A 21975-nucleotide genomic window follows, 5' to 3' on the forward strand; every position below is an offset into this window, starting at 1 on the left:
GCGGTGTCGGACCCGCCCGATAGCCTCACTCCCGTGGCCTCCCGTATCACCGACCCCGAGCAGCTCAAGGAGCTGCTGGGCATCCCGTTCACCCCGGAGCAGCTGGCCTGCGTCACCGCGCCGCTCGCCCCGCAGGTGATCGTGGCCGGCGCCGGCTCCGGGAAGACCACGGTGATGGCGGCCCGGGTGGTCTGGCTGGTCGGTACCGGCCAGGTCGCGCCGGAGCGTGTCCTCGGGCTGACGTTCACCAACAAGGCGGCCGGCGAGCTGGCGGAGCGCGTGCGCAAGGCCCTGCTCAGGGCCGGGGTCACCGAGCCCGACCCGGCCGACCCGGAGCACGTGCCCGGGGAACCGCAGATCTCGACCTACCACGCCTTCGCCGGGCAGCTGCTGAAGGAGCACGGCCTGCGGATCGGCCTGGAGCCCACCTCCCGGCTGCTGGCCGACGCGACCCGCTACCAGCTCGCCGCCCAGGTGCTGCGCGCCGCGCCGGGCCCGTTCCCCGCCCTGACCAAGGGCATCCCGACCCTGGTCAGTGACCTGCTCGCGCTGGAGGGCGAACTCGCCGAGCACCTGGTGCCGCTGGACCGCCTGCGCGCGCACGACGGCGAACTGGCGGCCCGGCTGGAGCACATCGACCCCGCGCGGCGCGGATTCGCCTGGGCCAGGGAGGTCACGACCGCGATCCGGGCCCGCCAGGACCTCGCCGGGCTCGCGGCCGCGTACCGGGAGCAGAAGCGGCGCCGCGATCTGCTGGACTTCGGTGACCAGATCGCGCTGTCGGCGACCCTGGCCGGCACCCGCCCCGAGGTCGGCGGGATCCTGCGCGAGCAGTACGGGGTCGTGCTGCTGGACGAGTACCAGGACACCTCGGTGGCCCAGCGGCTGCTGCTCGCCGGGCTGTTCGGGGAGGGCACCGGTCACCCGGTGACAGCCGTCGGCGACCCCTGCCAGGCGATCTACGGCTGGCGCGGCGCGTCCGTGGCGAATCTCGACGACTTCCCCACGCACTTCGCGCGCGCCGACGGCACCCCGGCCGCCCGCTTCTCCCTGTCGGAGAACCGGCGCAGCGGCGGGCGGCTCCTCGACCTGGCCAACGGCCTGGCCGCCGAGCTGCGCGAGCGCCACGAGGGCGTCGAGGCCCTGCGTCCCGCGCCCGGCGCCGAGCGCGACGGCGTGGTGCGGTGCGCGCTGCTGCCCACGCAGGCGGAGGAGATCGGCTGGATCGCCGACTCGGTCGCCCATCTGGTGCGCACCGGCACCGAGCCCGCCGAGATCGCCGTGCTGTGCCGCACCACCTCGCACTTCGCCGACATCCACGCGGCGCTGGTCGAGCGGGACATCCCGGTCGAGGTCGTCGGCCTGTCCGGGCTGCTGCATCTGCCCGAGGTCGCCGACCTGGTCGCGGTGTGCGAGGTGCTGCACGACCCCACCGCCAACGCCGCACTCGTACGGCTGCTCACCGGCCCGCGCTGGCGGATCGGGGCGCGGGACCTGGCACTGCTGGGCCGCCGGGCCCGGCTGCTGGTGCCGGGCCGGGGGGATGCGCAGGACCGGCTGGCGGCGGCCGTGGAGGGCACGGACCCGGCCGAGGTGATCTCGCTCGCCGACGCCCTGGAGACCTTCGTCGCGGGCGAGCCGGGGGACCGGCTGCCGTTCTCGCCGGAGGCCCGGGTGCGCTTCGCCCGCCTGGCCACCGAGATACGGGATCTGCGGCGGGCGCTGGCCGATCCCCTGATGGACGTACTCCACCGGGTGCTCGCCGTCACCGGCCTGGAGGTCGAGCTGTCCGCCTCGCCGCACGCGCTGGCCGCGCGGCGGCGCGAGACCCTCAACGCCTTCCTCGACATCGCCGCCAACTTCGCCTCCCTGGACGGCGACGCGACGCTCCTGGCCTTCCTCGGCTTCCTGCGCACGGCGGCTCAGTACGAGAAGGGCCTCGACAGCTCGCTGCCCGGCGGCGAGAACACCGTCAAGGTGCTCACCGCGCACAAGTCCAAGGGCCTGGAGTGGGACGTCGTGGCCGTCCCCGGCCTCGTGCGCAAGGGCTTCCCCAGCGAGCGCGGGCGCGAGCTGTGGACGACCAACGCCAAGGTGCTGCCGCACGCGCTGCGCGGTGACGCGGCCACCCTGCCGGACGTGGCGGAGTGGAGCCGGGCCGGTCTCGACGGCTTCCGCACGTCCATGGCCGACCACAACCGCGTGGAGGAGCTGCGGCTCGGTTACGTCACCTTCACCCGGCCCCGCTCGCTGCTGCTCGGTTCCGGCCACTGGTGGGGGCCCACCCAGAAGAAGCCCTTCGGGCCCTCGGACTTCCTGGACGCCCTGCGCGAGCACTGCGAGGCCGGGCACGGCGAGATCGAGCACTGGGCCGAGGCGCCCGCCGAGGAGGCCGGGAACCCGTCGCTGGGCGCCGCCGGCGACCAGGCCTGGCCGCTGCCGCTCGATCCGGCCGCCCTGGAGTGGCGCCGCCAGGCGGCCAGGACGGTGCTGGCACACCTCGACGCGACGCCGGAGCCCGTCCACGCCCACGCACAATCCCACGCCTGTGCCGACGACCCCGACTGGCCGCCGCCCCCGGAGGACGACGACGAGCTGCCGCCACCGCCTCCGGACGACAGGGAAGGGGAGCAGGACGACCGCTACGAGTCCGCGCCCCCCGAACCGCCCTTCGACGACCTGGCCGACGGCCGTGGCCGTGGCCGTGACCATGGCCACGACCACGACCACGTACCGGCGCCGCGCACGCCGGAATCCGGGCTGGTCCCCGAGGAGGCCCGGCTCGTCGGCTCCTGGGACCGCGACCTCGAAGCCCTCGCCGGGGAGCTGCGCCGGGCCCGGGCGACGGTGCGCGAGGTCCCCGTCCCACCCACCCTGACCGCCTCCCAGCTCATGCGCCTGGCCGCCGACCCCGACGGCTTCGCCCGTGAGCTCGCCCGCCCCATGCCGCGCCCCCCGCAGCCCGCGGCCCGCCGCGGCACCCGCTTCCACGCCTGGGTCGAGTCCCGCTTCGAGGCGCTGCCCCTGCTCACCCCTGAGGAGCTGCCCGGCATCGAGGGCGACGACGAGATCGCCGACGAGCGCGACCTGGCCGCCCTCAAGGACGCCTTCCTCGCCACCCCCTACGCCGAACGCACCCCGTACCGCGTGGAGGCCCCCTTCCAGCTCACCCTGGCCGGCCGGGTCATCCGCGGCCGGATCGACGCGGTCTACCGCGGCCCCGGCCCCGGCACGTACGAGATCATCGACTGGAAGACCCACCGCGCGCCCACCGCCGATCCCCTCCAGCTCGCCATCTACCGCATCGCCTGGGCCGAACAGCGGCAGGTGCCGCCGGACCGGGTCTCGGCGGCCTTCCTCTACGTGCGCACCGGCGAGGTCGTCCGGCCGTCAGCGCTGCCCGGCCGGGCAGCCCTGGAGCGGCTGCTGCTGGACGACGACCGGGCCCCCGGCGGTGCCCCGCGCAACGGGGCGACCCCCGGGGCCGGATAGGCTCGGTCGCATGAGCACGACCCCGGACAGCGCCGTCCGTACGTACATCCAGGCCCACCAGGCCGCGTTCATCGACGACTTGACCGACTGGCTGCGCATCCCGTCCGTCTCGGCCGACCCGGAGCGCGCGGCCGATGTACGCGGCAGTGCGCAGTGGCTGGCGGCCGCGCTCACCCGTACCGGCTTCCCGGTGACCGAGATCTGGGACACACCGGGCGGCCCGGCCGTCTTCGCCGAGTGGCCGTCCGGGGATCCCGCCGCACCCACCGTCCTGGTCTACGGGCATCACGACGTGCAGCCCGCCGCGCGCGAGGACGGCTGGGACACCGATCCGTTCGACCCGGTGGTCCGCGAGGGCCGGCTGTACGCACGCGGCGCAGCCGACGACAAGGGTCAGGTGTTCTTCCACACGCTCGGCGTTCGGGCGCACCTGGCGGCCACCGGCCGCACCGCGCCCGCGGTCAACCTCAAGCTGCTGATCGAGGGCGAGGAGGAGTCCGGTTCGCCGCACTTCCCCGCCCTGATCGAGGCGCGCGCCGACCGGCTCGCCTGCGATGCGGTGATCGTGTCGGACACCGGTATGTGGGCGCGGGACACACCGACCGTCTGCACCGGCATGCGCGGCCTGGCCGACTGCCAGATCGACCTGTACGGCCCGGACCAGGACATCCACTCCGGCTCGTTCGGCGGCGCGGTGCCCAACCCGGCCACCGAGGCGGCCCGGCTGGCCGCCGCGCTGCACGACGCCGACCGGCGGGTCGCCGTCCCGGGCTTCTACGACGGTGTCGTCGAGCTGACGGACCGTGAGCGCGAACTCTTCGCCGGGCTGCCCTTCGACGAGGCGGCATGGCTGCGTACGGCCCGGTCGTACGCCACCGACGGCGAGGCCGGCCACTCCACCCTGGAGCGGATCTGGGCCCGGCCGACCGCCGAGGTCAACGGCATCCACGGCGGTTACCAGGGCCCCGGCGGCAAGACGATCGTGCCCGCGTCGGCCCAGCTGAAGCTGAGCTTCCGGCTGGTGGCCGGCCAGGACACCGACCGGATCCAGAGGCTGGTCACCCAGTGGGTGGCCGACCGTGTCCCGGCCGGCATCCGGCACGAGATCACCTTCTGGGGCGCGACCCGCCCCTGCCTGACGCCGCTGGACCACCCGGCGCTGCAGTCCGTGGTGCGCGCGATGGGGCGGGCCTTCGGCACCGGGATCCGGTTCACCCGGGAGGGTGGTTCCGGTCCGGCGGCCGACCTTCGGGACGTCCTGGACGTACCCGTGCTGTTCCTGGGAATTTCGGTGCCGTCCGACGGTTGGCACTCGGTGAACGAGAAGGTCGAACTCGACCTCCTCCTCAAGGGCGTGGAGACCTCCGCTTACCTGTGGAGCGACCTCGCCGCGACTTATGCGACGGGGAGTTGGAAGCAGACGTGAACGGGACCAAGGGGATCGGCGGCAGCGGACTCGCGGCGGACCTGACCGGACGGCCGCTGGCGCTCGCACAGCCGGGCCTGGACCGGGCGGCGCACCACCGCCTCGACGAGGCGTGGCTGGCGGCGGCCTGGAGCCACCCCACCACCCGGGTCTTCGTGGTCTCCGGCGGCCAGGTGCTGGTCGAGGACATTGACGAGGGCGGTACGCGACTGGTGATGACGCCGTCCTTCGACGCGCCGCCCACCGAGGCGCACCGCTACTTCCTGGGCATCGACGAGGAGGGTGTGCGCTACTTCGCCCTCCAGAAGGACGCCCTGCCCGGCCGTATCGACGCCGACGAGCGCCCGGCGGGCCTGCGCGAGGTCGGCGGACTCCTGCCGCCGCTGGAGGCCTCCCTGATGGTGCACGCGGTCGCGCTGGAGAACTGGCAGCGCATGCACCGCTTCTGCTCCCGCTGCGGCGAGCGCACCGTCATCGCCGGCGCCGGCCACATCCGCCGCTGCCCGGCCTGCGGCGCCGAGCACTACCCGCGCACCGACCCGGCGGTCATCATGCTGGTCACCGACGCCGAGGACCGCGCCCTGCTGGGCCGCCAGGTGCACTGGCCCGAGGGCCGCTTCTCGACGCTGGCCGGTTTCGTGGAGCCGGGGGAGTCCATCGAGCAGGCCGTCGTGCGCGAGGTCGCCGAGGAGGCCGGGGTCACCGTCGGCCCGGTCGCGTACGTGGCCAGCCAGCCCTGGCCCTTCCCCTCCAGCCTGATGCTCGGCTTCATGGCCCGCGCCACCTCGTCGGAGATCGAGGTCGACGGCGACGAGATCCACGAGGCCCGCTGGTTCTCCCGCGACGACTACCGCAAGGCCATAGAGGCCGGTGAGGTGCTGGCACCTTTCGGCATCTCCATCGCCGCCCGGCTGATCGAGATCTGGTACGGCGAACCCCTGCCCATCAGGCAGGGGCAGGGGTAGCCGGACCGGATCCGGGCTCAGACGCCGAGCTTCTGCTTGACCTGGGCCAGCGAGGGGTTCGGCAGCGCGGACCCGTCGGGGAAGAGCACGGTCGGGACCAGCTGGTTGCCGTTGTTCACCTGTTCCACGAACTTCGCGGACTCCGGGTCCTGCTCGATGTTGATCTCCTTGTACGCGATGCCCTCGCGTTCCATCTGGCTCTTCAGCCGACGGCAGTAGCCGCACCAGGTGGTGCTGTACATCGTCACAGTGCCCGACATCGGTGTTCGCTCCTCAGGTCAGATGGCCGATCGAGAGGAGAACGCCAACCCGGTGCCGCCGCATTCCTCAGCGGTCCCGGACCCCCGAGTCGTACGACAATCGGACCCCACCTGTGGATAACTTTCCCGGCTGCCCCGCGGGACCTGGCAGCATGACAGGGTGACTGCACCAACGCACACCCCGCTCTTCCCGGAGTTCCCGGCCGTCCCGGACTCCGCGGACGCCGTGCTCGACGGGCTCGACCCGGAGCAGCGCGCCGTCGCCACGGCCCTGCACGGGCCGGTCTGCGTGCTGGCCGGTGCCGGTACCGGCAAGACCCGCGCGATCACCCACCGGATCGCGTACGGGGTGAGAGCCGGGATACTGCAGCCCGGCAGTGTGCTCGCGGTCACCTTCACCGCCCGCGCGGCCGGTGAGATGCGCGGCCGGCTGCGCCAGCTCGGCGCGGGCGGGGTGCAGGCGCGCACCTTCCACTCCGCCGCGCTGCGCCAGCTCCAGTACTTCTGGCCGCGTGCCATCGGCGGTGACATGCCGCGCCTGGCCGAGCGCAAGATCCAGCTCGTCGCCGAGGCCGGAGCCCGCTGCCGGATCCGGCTGGACCGCAACGAGCTGCGGGACGTCACCGGCGAGATCGAGTGGTGCAAGGTCACCCAGACCGTCCCCGAGGACTACGCGGGGGCCGCCGCGAAGGCCGGGCGGGACGTGCCGCGCGACCCGGCCGAGATCGCGCGGATCTACACGACGTACGAACAGCTCAAGCGCGACCGCGGGGTCATCGACTTCGAGGACGTCCTGCTGCTCACGGTCGGCGTGCTGCAGGACCGTCCCGATGTCGCGGACACCATCCGCTCCCAGTACCAGCACTTCGTCGTGGACGAGTACCAGGACGTCAGCCCGCTCCAGCAGCGGCTGCTGGAGCTGTGGCTCGGCAACCGGGACAGCATCTGCGTGGTCGGTGACGCCTCGCAGACCATCTACTCCTTCACCGGCGCCACACCGGACTACCTGCTCGGCTTCCGCACCAAGCACCCGGACGCGACGGTGGTCAAGCTGGTCCGCGACTACCGCTCCACCCCGCAGGTCGTGCACCTGGCCAACGGGCTGCTCGCCCAGGCCCGGGGCCAGGCCGCCCAGCACCGGCTGGAGCTGGTGTCGCAGCGCGAGACCGGCCCCGAGCCGGGGTACGCCGAGTACGCGGACGAGCCCGCCGAGGCGGAGGGCACGGCCCGCCGGATCAGGGCCCTGATCGACAGTGGGGTGCGGGCCGGCGAGATCGCGGTGCTGTTCCGCATCAACGCCCAGTCCGAGGTCTACGAGCAGGCGCTCGCCGACGCCGGGGTGTCCTATCAACTGCGGGGCGCCGAGCGGTTCTTCGAGCGGCCCGAGGTGCGCGAGGCGGGGCTGCTGCTGCGCGGCGCGGCCCGGGCGGCCTCGGTGCCCGACGCCGAGGACGCCGGGGTGCCCGAGCAGGTGCGGGCGGTGCTCGGTTCACGCGGCTGGTCGGCGGAGCCGCCGTCCGGCTCGGGCGCGGTGCGGGACCGCTGGGAGTCGCTGGCGGCGCTGGTCCGGCTATCGGAGGACTTCGTCCGGGTGAGGCCGCAGGCCGTGCTCGGGGACTTCGTGGCGGAGCTCGACGAACGGGCGGCCGCCCAGCACGCCCCCGCGGTCGAGGGCGTCACGCTGGCCTCGCTGCACTCGGCCAAGGGCCTGGAGTGGGACGCGGTGTTCCTGGTCGGCCTCACCGAGGGCACCATGCCGATCACCTACGCCAAGACCGACGAGCAGGTCGAGGAGGAGCGCCGGCTGCTCTATGTCGGTGTCACCCGGGCGAGGTTCCACCTCTCGCTGTCCTGGGCGCTGTCCCGCTCGCCGGGCGGCCGGGGCGGCAGACGCCCCTCACGCTTCCTGGACGGCCTGCGGCCGGGTTCGGCAGCCAGAGGCGCGGCCGGCCGGTCCGCGGCGGCCACGGGCACCGTGGAGCGCGCACCCGGCACGGCGGCGGCGCGCCGCCGACGAGGCCCGGTGCTGTGCCGGGTCTGCGGCCGCACCCTGTCCGACGCCGGTGAGATCAAGCTGATGCGCTGTGAGGACTGCCCGTCCGATCTCGACGAGGGCCTGTACGAGCGGCTGCGCGAGTGGCGGATGGAACAGGCGAGGACGATCGGCCAGCCGGCCTACTGCGTCTTCACCGACAAGACCCTGCTGGCGATCGCCGAGGTGCGGCCGACACAACCTAACGAACTGGCCGTTATCGCCGGGGTCGGTGCCCGCAAACTGGACAAGTACGGCGACGATGTCCTGGCCCTGTGCACCGGCGCCGGGCCCGGTGGGGAAGTTGTTGCGAACGAGCCGGAAAAATAGTTTGCGCGCCGCGAGGAAACCCCCATAGCCTTCGGGACGTGGTCATCGCGGCTCTTCCGGGAGTGGCACAAACCATGATGTACTGAGCAAGCAGAACCAGCCCTACGAGACGCCGAGAGGAGGCGAAGATCATGATCAGCTTCATTGAGACCAGCACCCGTGGCATCAAAATGACCGATCGCTCGGTCGTCGCCGCCTGCCCGCTCGGTGGCTCGCTCCGTGGCACCGGTATGTCCGGTCGTCCGTCCGCGCTCTCCCTGTCGGCCACCGCCGGCGTCGTCTCCACCCGGGAGCGCAGCGAGCGACCGATCCAGGCACCTGCGGTAGCAGTGGTGGCACAGGCCAAGGCCTATGCCTTTACCGCGACGACCAATGGTGCCGGAAGCAACGGAAACCAGAAGACGCAGCATCACCTGAAGTGGGCCTTCCGCGGGCTCGAACCCTGGAGTGATCCAGCCTGACGCATGATCAGGCCGGCCGGCACCTTCCAGGGCCGCGGAATCCCAGACCGGGATCCGCGGCCCTTCTGTTTTTCCTCCACAGCCGAACAACAGATGAGGAACGAACCGACCGTGCACTCCACCCCGCCCGCACCGTCTGTCCCCGACCCGCACTCCCCGCCCGACATCCCGGAGGCCCCGTTGCTGCCCCTTTCCGAGCTCGACGACGAGATCGAGCGCCTCGGCGTACCCGTCCCGTGCCGGACGTTCGACCCGGAGGTCTTCTTCGCGGAGTCCCCGGCCGACGTCGAGTACGCCAAGTCGCTCTGCCAGACCTGTCCGGTCCGCGAGGCCTGTCTGGCCGGTGCCAAGGACCGCCGTGAGCCCTGGGGTGTCTGGGGCGGGGAGCTGTTCGTTCAGGGTGTCGTGGTGCCCCGCAAGCGGCCCCGTGGCCGTCCGCGCAAGAACGCGGTCATGGCATGAAACGCACCGCTCTCGGCACGATCGACCGTCCCCTCACGCACGACCCCAAGAAGCAGGTCCCGACGATGAATCCGTCCCTCCACGACAGCCCCGCCCCGGCGTCCGACGCGATGACCTCGCGTCAGAACAGGAACCTCGAAATGCAACTCATGCCAGAAGCTCTGGCCCGTGCCCATATGCAACAGCGCCTCTACGAGGCCGAGCATGAACGCAGGGCTCTGCGTGTGCTCAGCGCCCGGCGTCTCCAGCGCCGCGCCGAACGCGCCTCGCTGCGCGCCCGCCGCGCGCTGGCCATGGCCGTGATGCAGTAGCACAGCGACAGCACGTCACGCACTGGTAACCGACACATAACGCGGGGCCGGCCGAAATCGGCCGGCCCCGCGTTATGGTCGCGAAGTGGACCAGAAGACTCAGGAAGACCGGGTCGGTACGGACCGACACCCGACGTCCGGCACGACCACCGGCACGACCGCCTGCGGCTGCTGCGGGCTCGCCCAGGACGGCCCGCCACCGCTCACCTGGACCTGCTCCGTGGAGAACGGAAGCCGCGTCTATTTCTGTGACGGCTGCGCCCGTGCCCACCTCCGAAGCATCGAAGGCCGTCTCGACTCCGCCTGGTGGTAGTCAGGCGGACTCGCCCCTGGCCTTCGGCACGGGGGCCCCCGCCTCGCCGCCGTTCGCGAAACCGGGCAGCCATCCGCGCAGTTCGTCCCGGAGCCGCACGGTGGCCGCCAGCTGGCACAGCACACCGATGGTGCTCAGCGTCACGCGATGGATCAGCAGATACGAGGGCGGCAGATTCAGCTGCTTGCCCAGCTGGTGCGCCGGCGACCGGGGATCCGCGATCCGGGCCGCCTGCGCCCGCATCCAGCCGCGCCCGAAAGTGAACTCCTCCAGCCCGGCCGGTTCGATGATCGGCCGCAGATAGTCCAGCACCGCGTCCGGGTCGAGCTCGATCGTGGGCCTGACGAAGCCCTCCTGGCGCAGCATCGCGTGCACCGCCTCGGCGTCCCCGTCCAGCGCCAGCCGCAGTGCCGTGCCGATCGGCAGCGGCAGCCCGTCCGGCAGCCGGTCGACGGTGCCGAAGTCCAGGACGCCCAGCCGCCAGCCGCGCGCGGGACCGTCGTCGACCAGCAGCCGGAAGTTGCCCGGGTGGGGGTCCGCGTGCAGCAGTCCGGTGCGCGCCGGGCCCGCGAAGAGGAAGTGCGCCAGCAGTTGGCCGGCCCGGTCGCGCATCTCCTGGCTGCCGGTCGCGATCACCTCCGACAGCGGCACCCCGTTCATCCACTCGGTGATCAGCACCTGCTCGGCCCGGTGCACCACCTGCGGCACCAGCACATCCGGGTCGTCGGCGAACTCGGTGGCGTGCACCTGCTGGGCCTGGGCCTCCAGCTCGTAGTCGAGCTCCTCCGAGATCCGGTCGCGCAGCTCGCTGATCAGCGGCTTGATGTCCATGCCCGGGATGAGCGGGCCGAAGAGCCGCGCCACCCGTCCCAGCTGGTTCAGGTCCGACAGCAGGGCGTCCCCGGCTCCCGGGTACTGGACCTTGACCGCGACCTCCCGGCCGTCCCGCCAGACCGCGCGGTGCACCTGCCCGATCGAGGCCGCGGCGGCCGGCTTGTCCTCGAACTCCGAGAACAGCGAACGCCAGTCGGCGCCCAGCCGCTCCGCCAGCACCGCGTGCACCGTGCGGGCGGGCATCGGAGGGGCGGCCTCCTGCAGCTTGGTGAGCGCGGCCCGGTACGGCCCGGCGACTTCCTCGGGCAGCGCCGCCTCGAAGACCGACAGGGCCTGGCCGAACTTCATGGCCCCGCCCTTGAGCTCACCCAGGACCTTGAAGAGCTGCTCGGCGGTGCGCTGCTGCAGCTCGGTCGCGACCACGTCGGCCGGACGCCCGCCCAGGCGCTTGCCGAGCCCCAGTGTGGCCCGTCCTGCGAAGCCCAGAGGCAGCGCCGCCAACTTGGCCGTACGGGTCACGGCTTTGCGCGGAAGATCAGACATGCGCCCCCTCTTTCCGGTCGGTCACCCCGTCATTGTCCCCTGCCGCTCGCGGGGCGACTCATACAGGACGCCGGCGGAGCCGCACCGGCACCTTTTGTCCCCCGTTACCGGGCGTGTCCTTATGGCCATCCGGGCCAGTCCCACCTCCACCCGCGCCCCGGCGCTGGCCGGTTCCGTCCCGTCCAGGAACGCCAGGGCGTGACCGGCCGCCAGCCCCGCGATCATGGTCGCCAGCGCGATGTCGCAGGCCGGGACCCCGGCCCCGCGTCGGGAGCGCAGCTGGGCGAGCACCCGGGGCCACGCGGGGTCGGCGTCGGCCCGCCCCAGGGCCAGGCAGCCCGCGCAGGCGGTGCGGCCCGGGACGACCAGCGGGCCGACCACGCCGGTGCCCTCCAGCACGCCCGCGTAGAGGTGCGGGATGCCGGCCGTGAGCAACGGTTCGGCCTCGCGGGGGTCGGGTGCGTAGGCGTCCAGACCGTCGCGCGGCGCGATCACCACCAGCCCGAGCCGGGCCTCGGGCGCGGGCCGGGGCCCGGCTCGCGGCACCCGCCGTCCGGGCGCCGCGGCCCGCGGGTCGGGTGCCGCCCGCCGGACGGCCCCGCGGGCCGCGGCGTCCCGGCGGTCGCCGATGTGCTCGGCGGGGATGCCGCAGGGCGAGGTGTCCCAGGGCTCGACCCGGCCACTGTCGCGGACCTCGACCCGGCCGACGCCTGCCGCCGACAGCAGTGCCGCCACGGCAGCCCCCACCCGCCCCGCGCCCAGCACCCGGACCCGGGCCGAGCGGCGTTCCCGCAGGCGGCAGGCGGCGCCCCCGGGCCCGGAGTGGATCACCGACAGTGCCGCCAGGTCCGGCCGCAGCCGGTCCAGGGCCGCTGTCCGGTGCCGTATCGAGCGGGCCAGCTCGGCATGGGCGGTCGCGTCGTCCAGCACTCCGCCCTTGGCGAGCAGGCCGAGCAACCGCCGGGCCTGCGGCGGCTCCAGACCGAGTGCCTCGGCCTCACGGGCCAGCGGGCCGAGACCGCGGGTGCCGTCGAGCAGATCGAGGAAGCCGGCCGCCGCTCCGTCCACGGCCTCCAGCACGACCGCGTGCGCCGGATCCAGTCCGAACTGCACGCATTCACGATTCCGCCAGCTCCGGCGCATGGCGGTTTTGAGCATGGGACGCATGGCCACCCCCGTGGTCCGTTCGGTGCGACGGATCCAGAATGCCCGATGGGGCCCTCGGTGCCCCGAAAGTTATCCACAGGCTGTGGGAAAAGTCATTCGATATGCGCGGACCCGACGGGAAACCCGTCGAACCGGCCGGGAGACAGGACCCGCGGGTGCCGGGACAGGTAACGTCGGGGCGTGTCCGCCGAACCGGCTCACAGCCTTTCCAGCCCGCAGCCGCACGCGCCCCGCACCGGCGCGGTCGAGGTACGCCGCAGCGCCCGCCGCCGCCGTACGGTCTCGGCCTATCGCGAGGGTGACCGCACCATCGTGCTCATCCCGGCCCGGATGTCCGCGGCCGAGGAGAAACGCTGGGTGGCGCTCATGCTCGACAAGCTGGCCGCCCAGGAGAGCCGGCGGATGCTCGGCGACGAGGAACTGGCCGCCAGGGCCGGACAGCTCTCGGCCCAGTACCTCGACGGACGGGCGGCACCGGACACCGTGCGCTGGGTGACCAACCAGAATTCACGGTGGGGTTCCTGCACTCCGTCCGAGGGCAGCATCCGCCTTTCGCACCGGTTGCGGGGCATGCCCGAGTACGTCATCGACTACGTACTCCTCCATGAATTGGCGCATCTTCTGGTGCCCGGCCACGGGCCGGACTTCTGGAAGCTGCTCGACACCTATCCGCGCACCGAGCGGGCCCGCGGCTATCTGGAGGGTGTTGTCGCAGCGCCCCGGCTTCCGCACCTCGCCACGGCCCCCGGGGAATAGCCGCTGTCAGGGCCAGCGGTTAGCCTGTCGGCACGTAACAGGAGCACGTACGCACGGATGGGGGGGACGGTCGTTCGTATGGCCAGGGAATTCCAACGTGGTCACAAGACCAGGATCAGTGACCTGACGGCGGGGACGGATCTGTACATCGGGGTGCAGATCGCCGGGCCCGGGCTGTCGTTCGACATCAGCTGTTTCGGGCTGGACGCGAACGAACAGCTCTCGGACGACCGGTACTTCATCTTCTTCAACCAGCCGAAGTCCCCCGAGGAGTCAATTCAGCTGCTGGGCCCGCAGGCCGGTGACAGCGAATCCTTCAGAGTGACGCTGGACAGGATTCCGCCGCAGATCCAGAAGCTGTCGTTCACCGCGACCGTCGACGGAAACGGCGTCATGTCACAGGTCGCTCCCGGCTGCATCCGGATTGTCGCCGGCGGTGAGGAGGTGGCCCGTTACGCCTTCACCGGTGCCGAGTTCACCACCGAACGCGCGGTGATGCTCGCGGACATCTACCTCAAGGACGTATGGCGCTTCGCCGCCGTAGGACAGGGATTCGACGGCGGCCTGGACGCCCTGCTGAAGAACTTCGGCGGCGAGGTCGCCGAGGAGGAGCCGGCCCCCGCGGCCGCCCCCGCGCCGCAGGGCGCCGCGCCCGGCTTCGCGCCGCCGCCCGGACCGGCCCCGGCCCCGGCAGCCGCTCCGACGGGCGCCGCCGGCCCGCCGCCCGCTCCCGTCTTCGGCGCCCCGGTTCCCGCGCCGGGCGCCCCGCCCATCCATGCCGCGCCCACCATGGTCGCTCCGCTGGCCGTACCCCCCGGCCAGGCGCCGCCCGCCGCACCGCCGTTCGGCCAGGTCCCGCCCCCGCAGCCGCCGCCGGGTCTGCCGGGCCAGCCGCCGATGGGGCAACCGCCCTACGGCCAGCCCCCGATGGGCCAGCCGCCCCTGGGTCAACCGCCCATGGGCCAGCCGCAGGCGTTCGGCCAGCCGCCGGCCCAGCACCAGTTCGGGCAGCCGCCCGCCGGGCTCGCCATCGTCCTGGAGAAGTACCGCGAGGCCCCCACCGGCCGGCGCTGGACGCAGCAGAACCACAAACTCATCCGCGCGGACCTCTCCCAGGCCGGCGGCCAGCCCGTGCTCGCCAAGCAGGGCAGCATGATCCTCTACCAGGGCAAGGTCGATTTCGGCTACAAGGGCGCCGGGTTCACCGGCCGTATCGTCGGCAACGCCACCGGCCAGGAGATGCAGCTGATGCGCTGCACGGGGCAGGGCCAGGTCTTCTTCGCCGACAACGCCGCCCATCTGCATCCGATCGAGCTCCAGGGCGACGCCATCTGTGTCTCCGCCGAGAACGTGCTGGCCTTCGACGAGTCGCTCCAGCACGAGGTGCGCCGCATCGAGGGCCACGGCATCCCCGGCGGCGCGCTGTTCACGATGCTCTTCCAGGGCACCGGCACCGTCGTCGTCAAGACCCACGGCACCCCGGTCGTGCTCCCGGTCACCCCGACCACGTACGCCGACAGCAACGCGATCGTCGCCTGGTCCGCCGCCTCACAGGTGATCCTGTCCAGCCAGGTGCGGCTGCGCCGCAACGCCTACCCCGGCCACAGCGGCGAGACCGTGAACCTCCAGTTCCGCGGTGCCCCCGGCAACTTCATCGTCGTCCAGCCCTACGAGGTGTGAGACCGCAATGGACCAGACCCTGATCGCGGGCTACGCACCGGCACCGGTGACCGCCCGGATGGAAACCCACGGCTCCAGCATGCTCAAGGTCGCCATGACCAGCGGCCAGGACCTCTTCGCACGCACCGGCTCCATGGTCGCGTACGAGGGCTTCGTGCAGTACGAGCCCAACCCGCCGGCCGTGCGTCAGGTGGCCTCGCAGTGGCTCACCGGCGAGGGCGCCCCCATCATGAAGTGCACCGGCGACGGACTGCTCTATCTCGCCGACTACGGCGCCGATGTGGTGCCCGTGTACCTCAACAACGAGTCCCTGTCGGTCAACGGCACCAATCTGCTCGCCTTCGACGCCCATCTGCAGTGGGGTGTCGAGCGCGTCAAGGGGCTGGCGAAGTTCGCCGGCCAGGGCCTGTTCAACGTCGGCATCTCCGGCACCGGCTGGGTCGCCCTCACCTCGCGCGGCACCCCCATGGTCGTCGACTGCGGGCGCGGCGAGGACGAGACCTATGTGGACCCGGACGCGCTGGTGGCCTGGTCGTCCGGTCTCAAAACGAAGTCCAAGCGCAGCTTCAAGGCGTCCTCGCTGATCGGGCGGGGCAGCGGCGAGGCATTCCAGATCGGCTTCTCCGGGCAGGGATTCGTCGTCGTACAGCCCAGCGAAGACAGCACCGACCGCCTCCGAGTCCGGGGCTGAGGGGGAGCGACAGTCATGCAGAGCCCGCTTTTCGGCTACACCGAGGTCCAGTCCGAGAACCACTACGCCCTCCAGAACGACCAGTTGCTCAGGGTCCGACTCGACGGCAGCACCGACTGCCTCGCCCGCAAGGGGGCCATGGTCGCCTACCAGGGCCTCATCGAGTTCGACGGCGAGTACCGCACCCAGGGCCAGCGCAACGCCCGCGCCCGCACCGGTGAGGGCCTCGACCTGATGCGCTGCTCGGGGCAGGGCACGGTCTATCTCGCCAACCTCGCCCAGCACATCCATGTGGTGGACGTCGACGGTCAGGCCCTCGTGGTGCACATCCATGTGGTGGACGTCGACCACGAGGGCCTGACCGTCGACGCGGCGTATGTGCTCGCGCTCGACTCCGGCCTCCACTGGGACGTCATCGCCGTCGACAGCCAGTTCGGCATCTCCGGTACCGGCGCCTACAACCTCAACATCTCGGGGCACGGCAAGGTCGCCCTGATGACCTCGGGCAAGCCGCTGCTGCTGCCCGTCACTCCGGACAAGTACGTCTCCGCCGACTCCGACGCGGTGGTGGCCTGGTCCACGTCGCTGCGCGTGCAGATGCAGGCGCAGACCTCGTCGTCCGGTGTCTGGCGCCGGCGCGGCAGCACGGGGGAGGGCTGGGAGCTCAGCTTCCTGGGCCAGGGGTACGCCCTGGTGCAGCCCAGCGAGCTGATGCCGCCTCAGGGCGCCCAGCTCGGCCAGGGGGCCGCCGCGCAGTACGGCTTCGGCCAGCAGGGCGCCCACGGCCAGAACCAGGGCAACATCTTCAGCAACCGCTGAGCCCGCGGGCTGCCGGCCCGCAGCCCGCGCGCCCCGCGCTCTGCGTCAGAGCAGAGCGCGGGTGCGGGCAAGCAGTGCCGTGACGGAGCTGTCGGCCACCGTGCCGACCTCCTCGTACCCGCACCACCTGAGGTCGAGGGACTCCTCGCTGATCGCCTCGACCGCCCCCGGCGCGGCCAGCGCCGCGTACTGCACGTCCAGGTGCCAGGCGCAGGGCGTCAGATGCCGGTCCAGCCGGACCGGCTCGGCGCGCAGCAGGGTGAGCCCGGCGATGCCGGACTCCTCGGTGGCCTCGCGCAGCGCGGCGTCCGCCAGGGTGGCGTCCTCCGGCTCGCAGTGGCCGCCCATCTGGAGCCACTTGCGGATCTTGCGGTGCAGGGTGAGCAGCACACGCTCCCCGGCCGGGTCCACGACCAGGGCACTGGCCGTGATGTGGCCGGCGCCGCAGGGCTTCCACAGGCCGTCCTCGTGCTCGGCGAGGTGGTCCAGGTAGTCCAGCCGGAGCCGCTCCTGGTCCCCGTCGGGCGCGTCCCACTCCTTCAGGACGCGCACCGCGTCCGCGTACAGCCCGCTCACGTGTCGCTCTCGCCCCTGCTCTCGTCCTTGCCCTCACCCTTGGGGCTGTCCTTGGGGTCGTCCTTCGGGTCGTCCTTGCGGCCGTCCTCGCCGCGGGCCGCGTCCCCGAGCATCTTGTCGAGCTCGGAGAAGTCGATGGACTCGCGGTGGACGAAGCCGTCGGGGTCGTCCAGGTCCTGCGCGGTGGGCAGCATGTCGGGATGGGCCCACAGGCCGTCCCGGCCGTCGACGCCGCGCGCGTCGGTGAGGGAGGCCCACAGCCGTGAGGCGTCCCGCAGCCGGCGCGGCCGCAGCTCCAGGCCGATGAGGGTGGCGAAGGTCTGCTCCGCCGGGCCACCGGTGGCCCGGCGGCGGCGCAGGGTCTCGCGGAGGGCGCCGGCGGACGGCAGATGCGGTGCGGCGGCCGAGTGGACGACGGCGTCGACCCAGCCCTCGACAAGGGCGAGAGCGGTCTCCAGGCGGGCCAGCGCGGCCTTCTGCTCCGGGGTGTCCTCGGGCTGGAACATGCCCTGCTGGAGGGCTTCCTGAAGGGCTTCGGGGTTGGTCGGGTCGAGCTGGCCGACCGCGTCCTCCAGCTTGGCCGTGTCGACCTTGATGCCGCGGGCGTAGCCCTCGACGGCACCGAAGAGGTGCGCGCGCAGCCAGGGCACATGGGCGAAGAGCCGCTGGTGGGCCGCCTCGCGCAGCGCGAGGTAGAGCCGCACCTCCTCCTGCGGGACGCCCAGGTCCTTGCCGAAGGCGGCGACGTTGGCGGGCAGCAGCGCGGCCTTGCCGGCAGGGCCGAGCGGCAGGCCCACGTCGGTCGAGCCGACGACCTCGCCGGCCAGGGTGCCGAGCGCCTGGCCGATCTGGGTGCCGAACATCGCCCCGCCCATGGAGCGCATCATGCCGAGCAGCGGCCCGGCCATGGCCTGCATCTCCTCGGGGAGTACGTCGCCCATGGCGGCGCCGACGCGCTCGGCGACCGGGTCGACCAGGTCCTTCCACACCGGCAGGGTCGCCTCGACCCACTCCGCGCGGCTCCAGGCCACCGCGGATCCGGCCCCGGAGGGCAGCGAGGTGGCGCCGTCCAGCCACAGGTCGGCCAGCCGCACGGCCTCCTCGACCCAGGCCCGGTCCGCGGGACCGACGCTGGCGTCCTTGGTGCCCCCGGTGGTGCCCTGGGAGACGGTCTGGCGGGCGATGTCCTTGGCCATGTCCCAGTTCACCGGGCCGCCCTCGTACGAGAGCATCTGGCCGAGCTGCTGGAAGGCGGCGCCCAGGTCGTTGGGGTTCAGCGATCCGAACATCGCGGCGAAGGGGTTGTCCCCGGCTCCGCCCGTACCGCCGAAGCCGAAGGGGTTCATCGGACCCTGGGAGCCGCCGCCGGAACCGGAGGCGCCGGAACCGCCCGGCTTCCTGCCGTTGTCCCCGTCCTCGGGCTCCTCGGGAGGGAGGCCGAATCCGAATGGATTGTCGCTCACGGGTTTCCTCGGCTCTGTGTGTTGTGGGCTGTACCTCCAGCCTAGACACCCGTCAGGCAGGATGGCTGCGTACTGATTGTCCGCACCTCGCACCAGAAACAACCGTGGGAGACACCCGGTGAGTTCCCCAGAACCGTCCGTTCGCCCAGAGCGGAGCAGCTCCAGGCCCGGCTCCGGACCCGTCGTGGCCATTACCGGCGCGGCCTCCGGCGTGGGCCGGTTGCTCGCCCTGCGGCTTGTCGAGTCGGGGCAGGCCAAGAAGGTCGTGGCCATCGACGAGAGGCGCGGTGAGGTGCCCGGCGCGACCTGGCGCGTGCTGGACGTCCGCGATCCGGTGATCGCCGAGCGGTTGCGCGGGGTTGACGTCGTCGTGCACCTCGGGCTCGACCTGGACCTGGAGTCCGACCCCAAGGCGCGCACCGCCTTCAATGTGCGCGGCACGCAGACCGTGCTGACGGCCGCCGCGGCGGCCGGCGTACGGCGGGTGGTGCTCTGCACCTCGGCCATGGTCTACGGCGCCCAGCCCGACAACGACATCCCGCTCGCCGAGGACGCGCCGCTGCGCGCGACGGCGGAGGCCAGTTTCGTCGGCGACCTGCTGGAGATCGAGCGTCTGGGCAAGCGCGCCCCCCGCGCCCACCCCGGCCTGAATGTGACGATCCTACGGCCCGCCGTCCTGGTCGGCGGCACGGACACCGCCCTGACCCGGTACTTCGAGTCGCCCCGGCTGCTGGTGGTGGCCGGCAGCCGGCCCTGCTGGCAGTTCTGCCATGTGGACGACCTGGTCACGGCTCTGGAGTACGCCGTACTGGAGAAGGTCGACGGCGAGATGGCCGTCGGCTGCGACGGCTGGCTGGAGCAGGAGGAGGTCGAGGAGCTGAGCGGCATCCGCCGGATGGAGCTGCCCCCGGCCATCGCCCTGGGCGCGGCGTCCCGGCTCCACCGGCTGGGCCTGACGCCGTCTCCGGCCGGTGACCTGACGTACACCATGCACCCGTGGGTCGTCAGCGGCAGCCGGCTCCACGAGGCGGGCTGGCGCCCGCACTGGACGAACGAGGAGGTCCTCGCGGAGCTGCTGGAGGAGGTCTCCGGCCGTAACTCGGTCGTCGGCCGCAGGCTGGGCCGCAAGGACGCGGCCACCCTCGGCGCCGCCGGTGCCACGGTCGCCCTCGTCGGCACGGCCGCCATGGTGCGCCGGGTGCGCAAGCGGCGCGGTCTGTGAGCGGCGCTGTGACCGGCGCTGTGAGCGACTCTGTGAGCGGCTCCGGACGGGACTTCCGGCCTCCCGGGCGGTGCGGCAGCATGGACGGTATGGAAGAGACGATCCGCCTGCTGGAGATCCGTGACACCGACCTGTCCGTCGACGAGGTCTTCCGGGCCGTCGGCCATGACGCCGCCGGGGGCACCGCGCTCTTCGTCGGGACGGTCCGCGACCACGACGGCGGCTCGGGCGCCGAGGTGACCGGCCTCGGTTACACGGCGCACCCCTCCGCCGCGGACGAGCTGCGGCGGGTGGCGGAGAAGGTCGCGGCGGACTTCCCGGTCCGCGCGCTGGCCGCCGTGCACCGGGTGGGTGAGCTCCAGGTCGGTGATCTCGCGGTCGTCGTGGCGGTCGCGTGTCCGCACCGCGCGGAGGCCTTCGCGGCCTGCCGGCGCCTGATCGACGACCTCAAGCGGGAGGTGCCGATCTGGAAGCACCAGCGCTTCGCGGACGGTACGCAGGAGTGGGTCGGCGCCTGCGCGCACGAGGGATAGCCGGGGGTCGCCCGACGGTGTCGGCGCGGCTGTCCCGGAGCCGGGTCCGGCGCGGCGTCCCGTGCGGCTGTCCCGGAGCGGCGAAGCGGGCGACGGCCGCCGTAGACCGTGCGGGTGGTCCTCATATGGATGATCCCGCCCAGGCGCGGGTCCGCGAGCCCCGGGATTTCGCCGAGGGAACGGAGGAGCGGGTCGGCGTCCCTGCGCGACGCGGCTTTCACCTGCGGTTGCGTAACCTGCCACCCGCCCCGAACGTTGTAGCAGCGAGTGGTTAATCTGCTCATACGTTCTTGATCGGCAGGCGTGGTTCCGGGAGGCCGCAGTGGCAGCGCTCGCATGGTTGCTCATTCCGTTGGTCGTGGCGATCGCGGCCGCGGTCTGGGGGAGTTGGGCCGCTCGGACGCGGAGCACGGGCGACGGCGCCTCGCTCGCGGACTACGAGCGCTTCCGTGAGGCGATGCGCAAGTCGGACACCGCCGCACCCTGAGGCCCCGTGGGGCGACTGTCGTACCCGTCCCGTACTGTCGTTCCATGCCACGCCGCACCGCGACGCTGCTCGCCTCGACCCTGACGCTGATAGCGCTGCTCTGCGCGGCGCTGCTGATTCCGGTGCCGTACTCGGAGATGTCCCCGGGGCCGACCGTGAACACCCTGGGTGAGCACGGCGGCGAGCCGGTGCTCCAGATCTCCGGGCGCAAGACATACCGGACGACCGGGCACCTCAACATGACGACGGTCCGCGTCACCAGCGCCGACTTCACCATGAACCTGGTCCAGGCGGTCACCGGCTGGCTGGCGCGCGACCAGAAGATCGTGGAGCACGACACGCTCTACCCCAGCGGCCAGACCGCCGAGCAGGCCGACCAGGAGAACGCCGAGGAGTTCACCCAGTCCCAGGACAGCGCCAAGGTGGCGGCGCTCAAGGAGCTGGACATCCCGGTGGGCTCCCGGGTGATCGTGTCCGCGGTGGTCAAGGGCGGCGCGTCGCAGGGCGCGCTGCACGCGGGGGACGTGATCAAGGCGGTGGACGGCACCGCCGTCAAGGGAGCCGCTGACGTCGCCGGACTGCTGACCAAGCACAAGCCGGGGGAGAAGGTCGTCTTCACCGTCGTCCCGGAGAAGAACGCCGGGAAGAAGAACGCGGCCACCCAGAAGGTGTCGATCACCACCAGGAAGTCGAGCGACGACGGCAAGGCGCGCGCCGTCGTGGGCATCCAGGCAGGGGTCGAGCACACCTTCCCGTTCAAGATCGACATCAAGCTGGCGGACGTCGGCGGGCCCAGCGCGGGCCTGATGTTCGCCCTGGGCATCGTCGACAAGCTGACCCCGGACGACCTGACCGGCGGCAAGTTCGTCGCGGGCACCGGCACGATCGACGATGCCGGCAAGGTCGGCGCGATCGGCGGCATAGACATGAAGACCATCGGTGCGCGCAGCAAGGGCGCCCAGTACTTCCTGACCCCCGCCGAGAACTGCGCGGAGGCGGCCAAGGACACCCCGTCCGGGCTGCGCCTGGTCAAGGTCGGCACCATCGACGACGCGCTGGCCGCGCTGAAGAAGATACGGTCCGGCGACACCGCCTCGCTGCCGAGCTGCGCGAAGAGCTGAGGCACCCCCGCCGGGTGGCGCCGGTGCCGCC

Annotated in this window: 21 protein-coding genes; 16 read left to right on the forward strand and 5 right to left on the reverse strand. The window is 72.4% G+C overall.

Features of this window, described 5'->3' with window-relative positions:
- Positions 1-33 precede the first annotated feature (33 nt).
- The 3 genes from RWE79_RS25565 to nudC are packed head-to-tail and all read left to right on the forward strand — an operon-like array spanning position 34 to position 5883.
- Positions 34-3492: an ATP-dependent helicase gene (locus tag RWE79_RS25565; protein ID WP_475942402.1), complete on the forward strand. Its 3459-nt coding sequence runs from the start codon at positions 34-36 to the stop codon at positions 3490-3492.
- 10 nt (positions 3493-3502) lie between these two features.
- On the forward strand, positions 3503-4918 hold the full coding sequence (locus RWE79_RS25570; protein WP_475942403.1) for a dipeptidase: 1416 nt from the start codon (positions 3503-3505) through the stop codon (positions 4916-4918).
- Positions 4919-4959: 41 nt separating this feature from the next.
- A complete protein-coding gene (gene nudC, locus RWE79_RS25575) occupies positions 4960-5883 on the forward strand; it encodes an NAD(+) diphosphatase (RefSeq protein WP_475946093.1) in 924 nt (307 codons plus the stop codon).
- Between the two features lie 17 nt (positions 5884-5900).
- On the opposite strand, the gene RWE79_RS25580 is transcribed toward nudC, so the two are convergent.
- Positions 5901-6143: a mycoredoxin gene (locus tag RWE79_RS25580; protein ID WP_329312795.1), complete on the reverse strand. Its 243-nt coding sequence runs from the start codon at positions 6141-6143 to the stop codon at positions 5901-5903.
- 160 nt (positions 6144-6303) lie between these two features.
- Here RWE79_RS25580 and RWE79_RS25585 point away from each other — a divergent pair, with 160 nt between their 5' ends.
- From RWE79_RS25585 to RWE79_RS25605, 5 genes are all read left to right on the forward strand, one after another.
- Positions 6304-8505 (forward strand): ATP-dependent DNA helicase UvrD2, encoded by a 2202-nt coding sequence (locus RWE79_RS25585; protein ID WP_475942404.1) that lies wholly within the window; start codon positions 6304-6306, stop codon positions 8503-8505.
- Positions 8506-8636: 131 nt separating this feature from the next.
- Positions 8637-8966, forward strand: a complete 330-nt coding sequence (locus RWE79_RS25590; RefSeq protein WP_475942405.1) for a hypothetical protein — start codon at positions 8637-8639, stop codon at positions 8964-8966.
- Between the two features lie 93 nt (positions 8967-9059).
- Positions 9060-9428, forward strand: coding sequence for a WhiB family transcriptional regulator (locus RWE79_RS25595; protein ID WP_475942406.1), 369 nt, complete (start codon positions 9060-9062; stop codon positions 9426-9428).
- Positions 9425-9739 (forward strand): hypothetical protein, encoded by a 315-nt coding sequence (locus RWE79_RS25600; protein WP_475942407.1) that lies wholly within the window; start codon positions 9425-9427, stop codon positions 9737-9739. The genes RWE79_RS25595 and RWE79_RS25600 overlap by 4 nt, the downstream gene beginning before the upstream one ends.
- 85 nt (positions 9740-9824) lie before the next feature.
- The gene (locus tag RWE79_RS25605; protein ID WP_475942408.1) at positions 9825-10052 is read left to right on the forward strand and encodes a hypothetical protein; all 228 of its coding nucleotides are present in this window, start codon (positions 9825-9827) and stop codon (positions 10050-10052) included.
- On the opposite strand, the gene RWE79_RS25610 is transcribed toward RWE79_RS25605, so the two are convergent.
- Together RWE79_RS25610 and RWE79_RS25615 are read right to left on the reverse strand one after the other, a co-directional pair.
- Entirely contained in the window at positions 10053-11429 is a 1377-nt protein-coding gene (locus tag RWE79_RS25610) for an ABC1 kinase family protein (RefSeq protein ID WP_475942409.1), read from the reverse strand.
- Between the two features lie 21 nt (positions 11430-11450).
- Positions 11451-12542 (reverse strand): TOMM precursor leader peptide-binding protein, encoded by a 1092-nt coding sequence (locus tag RWE79_RS25615; protein ID WP_475942410.1) that lies wholly within the window; start codon positions 12540-12542, stop codon positions 11451-11453.
- A 234-nt stretch (positions 12543-12776) separates the two neighbouring features.
- Here RWE79_RS25615 and RWE79_RS25620 point away from each other — a divergent pair, with 234 nt between their 5' ends.
- From RWE79_RS25620 to RWE79_RS25635, 4 genes are all read left to right on the forward strand, one after another.
- Positions 12777-13352, forward strand: coding sequence for a M48 metallopeptidase family protein (locus tag RWE79_RS25620; protein ID WP_475942411.1), 576 nt, complete (start codon positions 12777-12779; stop codon positions 13350-13352).
- Positions 13353-13430: 78 nt separating this feature from the next.
- Positions 13431-15032, forward strand: a complete 1602-nt coding sequence (locus tag RWE79_RS25625) for a TerD family protein (protein WP_475942412.1) — start codon at positions 13431-13433, stop codon at positions 15030-15032.
- Positions 15033-15039: 7 nt separating this feature from the next.
- Complete coding sequence (locus tag RWE79_RS25630; protein WP_475942413.1) at positions 15040-15723, forward strand: AIM24 family protein; 684 nt, start codon at positions 15040-15042, stop codon at positions 15721-15723.
- Positions 15724-15738: 15 nt separating this feature from the next.
- On the forward strand, positions 15739-16542 hold the full coding sequence (locus RWE79_RS25635; RefSeq protein ID WP_475942414.1) for an AIM24 family protein: 804 nt from the start codon (positions 15739-15741) through the stop codon (positions 16540-16542).
- Positions 16543-16587: 45 nt separating this feature from the next.
- Here the strand turns inward: RWE79_RS25635 and RWE79_RS25640 are convergent, their stop codons facing one another.
- Both RWE79_RS25640 and RWE79_RS25645 read right to left on the reverse strand, forming a co-directional pair.
- On the reverse strand, positions 16588-17118 hold the full coding sequence (locus tag RWE79_RS25640; RefSeq protein ID WP_475942415.1) for an NUDIX hydrolase: 531 nt from the start codon (positions 17116-17118) through the stop codon (positions 16588-16590).
- Positions 17115-18581 carry a zinc-dependent metalloprotease gene (locus tag RWE79_RS25645; RefSeq protein WP_475942416.1) on the reverse strand — a complete coding sequence of 489 codons (1467 nt, stop codon included), beginning with the start codon at positions 18579-18581 and terminating at the stop codon, positions 17115-17117. Before RWE79_RS25645 ends, RWE79_RS25640 begins: the two co-directional genes overlap by 4 nt.
- A gap of 118 nt (positions 18582-18699) precedes the next feature.
- Here RWE79_RS25645 and RWE79_RS25650 point away from each other — a divergent pair, with 118 nt between their 5' ends.
- From RWE79_RS25650 to RWE79_RS25665, 4 genes are all read left to right on the forward strand, one after another.
- A complete protein-coding gene (locus RWE79_RS25650; protein ID WP_475942417.1) occupies positions 18700-19803 on the forward strand; it encodes an SDR family oxidoreductase in 1104 nt (367 codons plus the stop codon).
- An 80-nt stretch (positions 19804-19883) separates the two neighbouring features.
- Entirely contained in the window at positions 19884-20336 is a 453-nt protein-coding gene (locus tag RWE79_RS25655) for a molybdenum cofactor biosynthesis protein MoaE (RefSeq protein WP_475942418.1), read from the forward strand.
- Between the two features lie 322 nt (positions 20337-20658).
- Positions 20659-20823 carry a hypothetical protein gene (locus tag RWE79_RS25660; protein ID WP_475942419.1) on the forward strand — a complete coding sequence of 55 codons (165 nt, stop codon included), beginning with the start codon at positions 20659-20661 and terminating at the stop codon, positions 20821-20823.
- A 44-nt stretch (positions 20824-20867) separates the two neighbouring features.
- Positions 20868-21944: a YlbL family protein gene (locus RWE79_RS25665; RefSeq protein ID WP_475942420.1), complete on the forward strand. Its 1077-nt coding sequence runs from the start codon at positions 20868-20870 to the stop codon at positions 21942-21944.
- The last annotated feature ends 31 nt before the right edge of the window (positions 21945-21975 follow it).

It is taken from the genome of Streptomyces sp. RLA131 (assembly GCF_056270125.1).

What these genes read in the sequence shown, in the direction of transcription:
- RWE79_RS25635 (WP_475942414.1), top strand. Translation starts at nt 15,739, where the DNA reads ATGCAGAGCCCGCTTTTCGGCTACACCGAGGTCCAGTCCGAGAACCAC.
- RWE79_RS25630 (WP_475942413.1), top strand. Translation starts at nt 15,040, where the DNA reads ATGGACCAGACCCTGATCGCGGGCTACGCACCGGCACCGGTGACCGCC.
- RWE79_RS25655 (WP_475942418.1), top strand. Translation starts at nt 19,884, where the DNA reads ATGGACGGTATGGAAGAGACGATCCGCCTGCTGGAGATCCGTGACACC.
- RWE79_RS25595 (WP_475942406.1), top strand. Translation starts at nt 9,060, where the DNA reads ATGAGGAACGAACCGACCGTGCACTCCACCCCGCCCGCACCGTCTGTC.
- RWE79_RS25590 (WP_475942405.1), top strand. Translation starts at nt 8,637, where the DNA reads ATGATCAGCTTCATTGAGACCAGCACCCGTGGCATCAAAATGACCGAT.
- RWE79_RS25580 (WP_329312795.1), bottom strand. Translation starts at nt 6,143, where the DNA reads ATGTCGGGCACTGTGACGATGTACAGCACCACCTGGTGCGGCTACTGC.
- RWE79_RS25625 (WP_475942412.1), top strand. Translation starts at nt 13,431, where the DNA reads ATGGCCAGGGAATTCCAACGTGGTCACAAGACCAGGATCAGTGACCTG.
- RWE79_RS25610 (WP_475942409.1), bottom strand. Translation starts at nt 11,429, where the DNA reads ATGTCTGATCTTCCGCGCAAAGCCGTGACCCGTACGGCCAAGTTGGCG.
- RWE79_RS25665 (WP_475942420.1), top strand. Translation starts at nt 20,868, where the DNA reads ATGCCACGCCGCACCGCGACGCTGCTCGCCTCGACCCTGACGCTGATA.
- RWE79_RS25600 (WP_475942407.1), top strand. Translation starts at nt 9,425, where the DNA reads ATGAAACGCACCGCTCTCGGCACGATCGACCGTCCCCTCACGCACGAC.
- RWE79_RS25570 (WP_475942403.1), top strand. Translation starts at nt 3,503, where the DNA reads ATGAGCACGACCCCGGACAGCGCCGTCCGTACGTACATCCAGGCCCAC.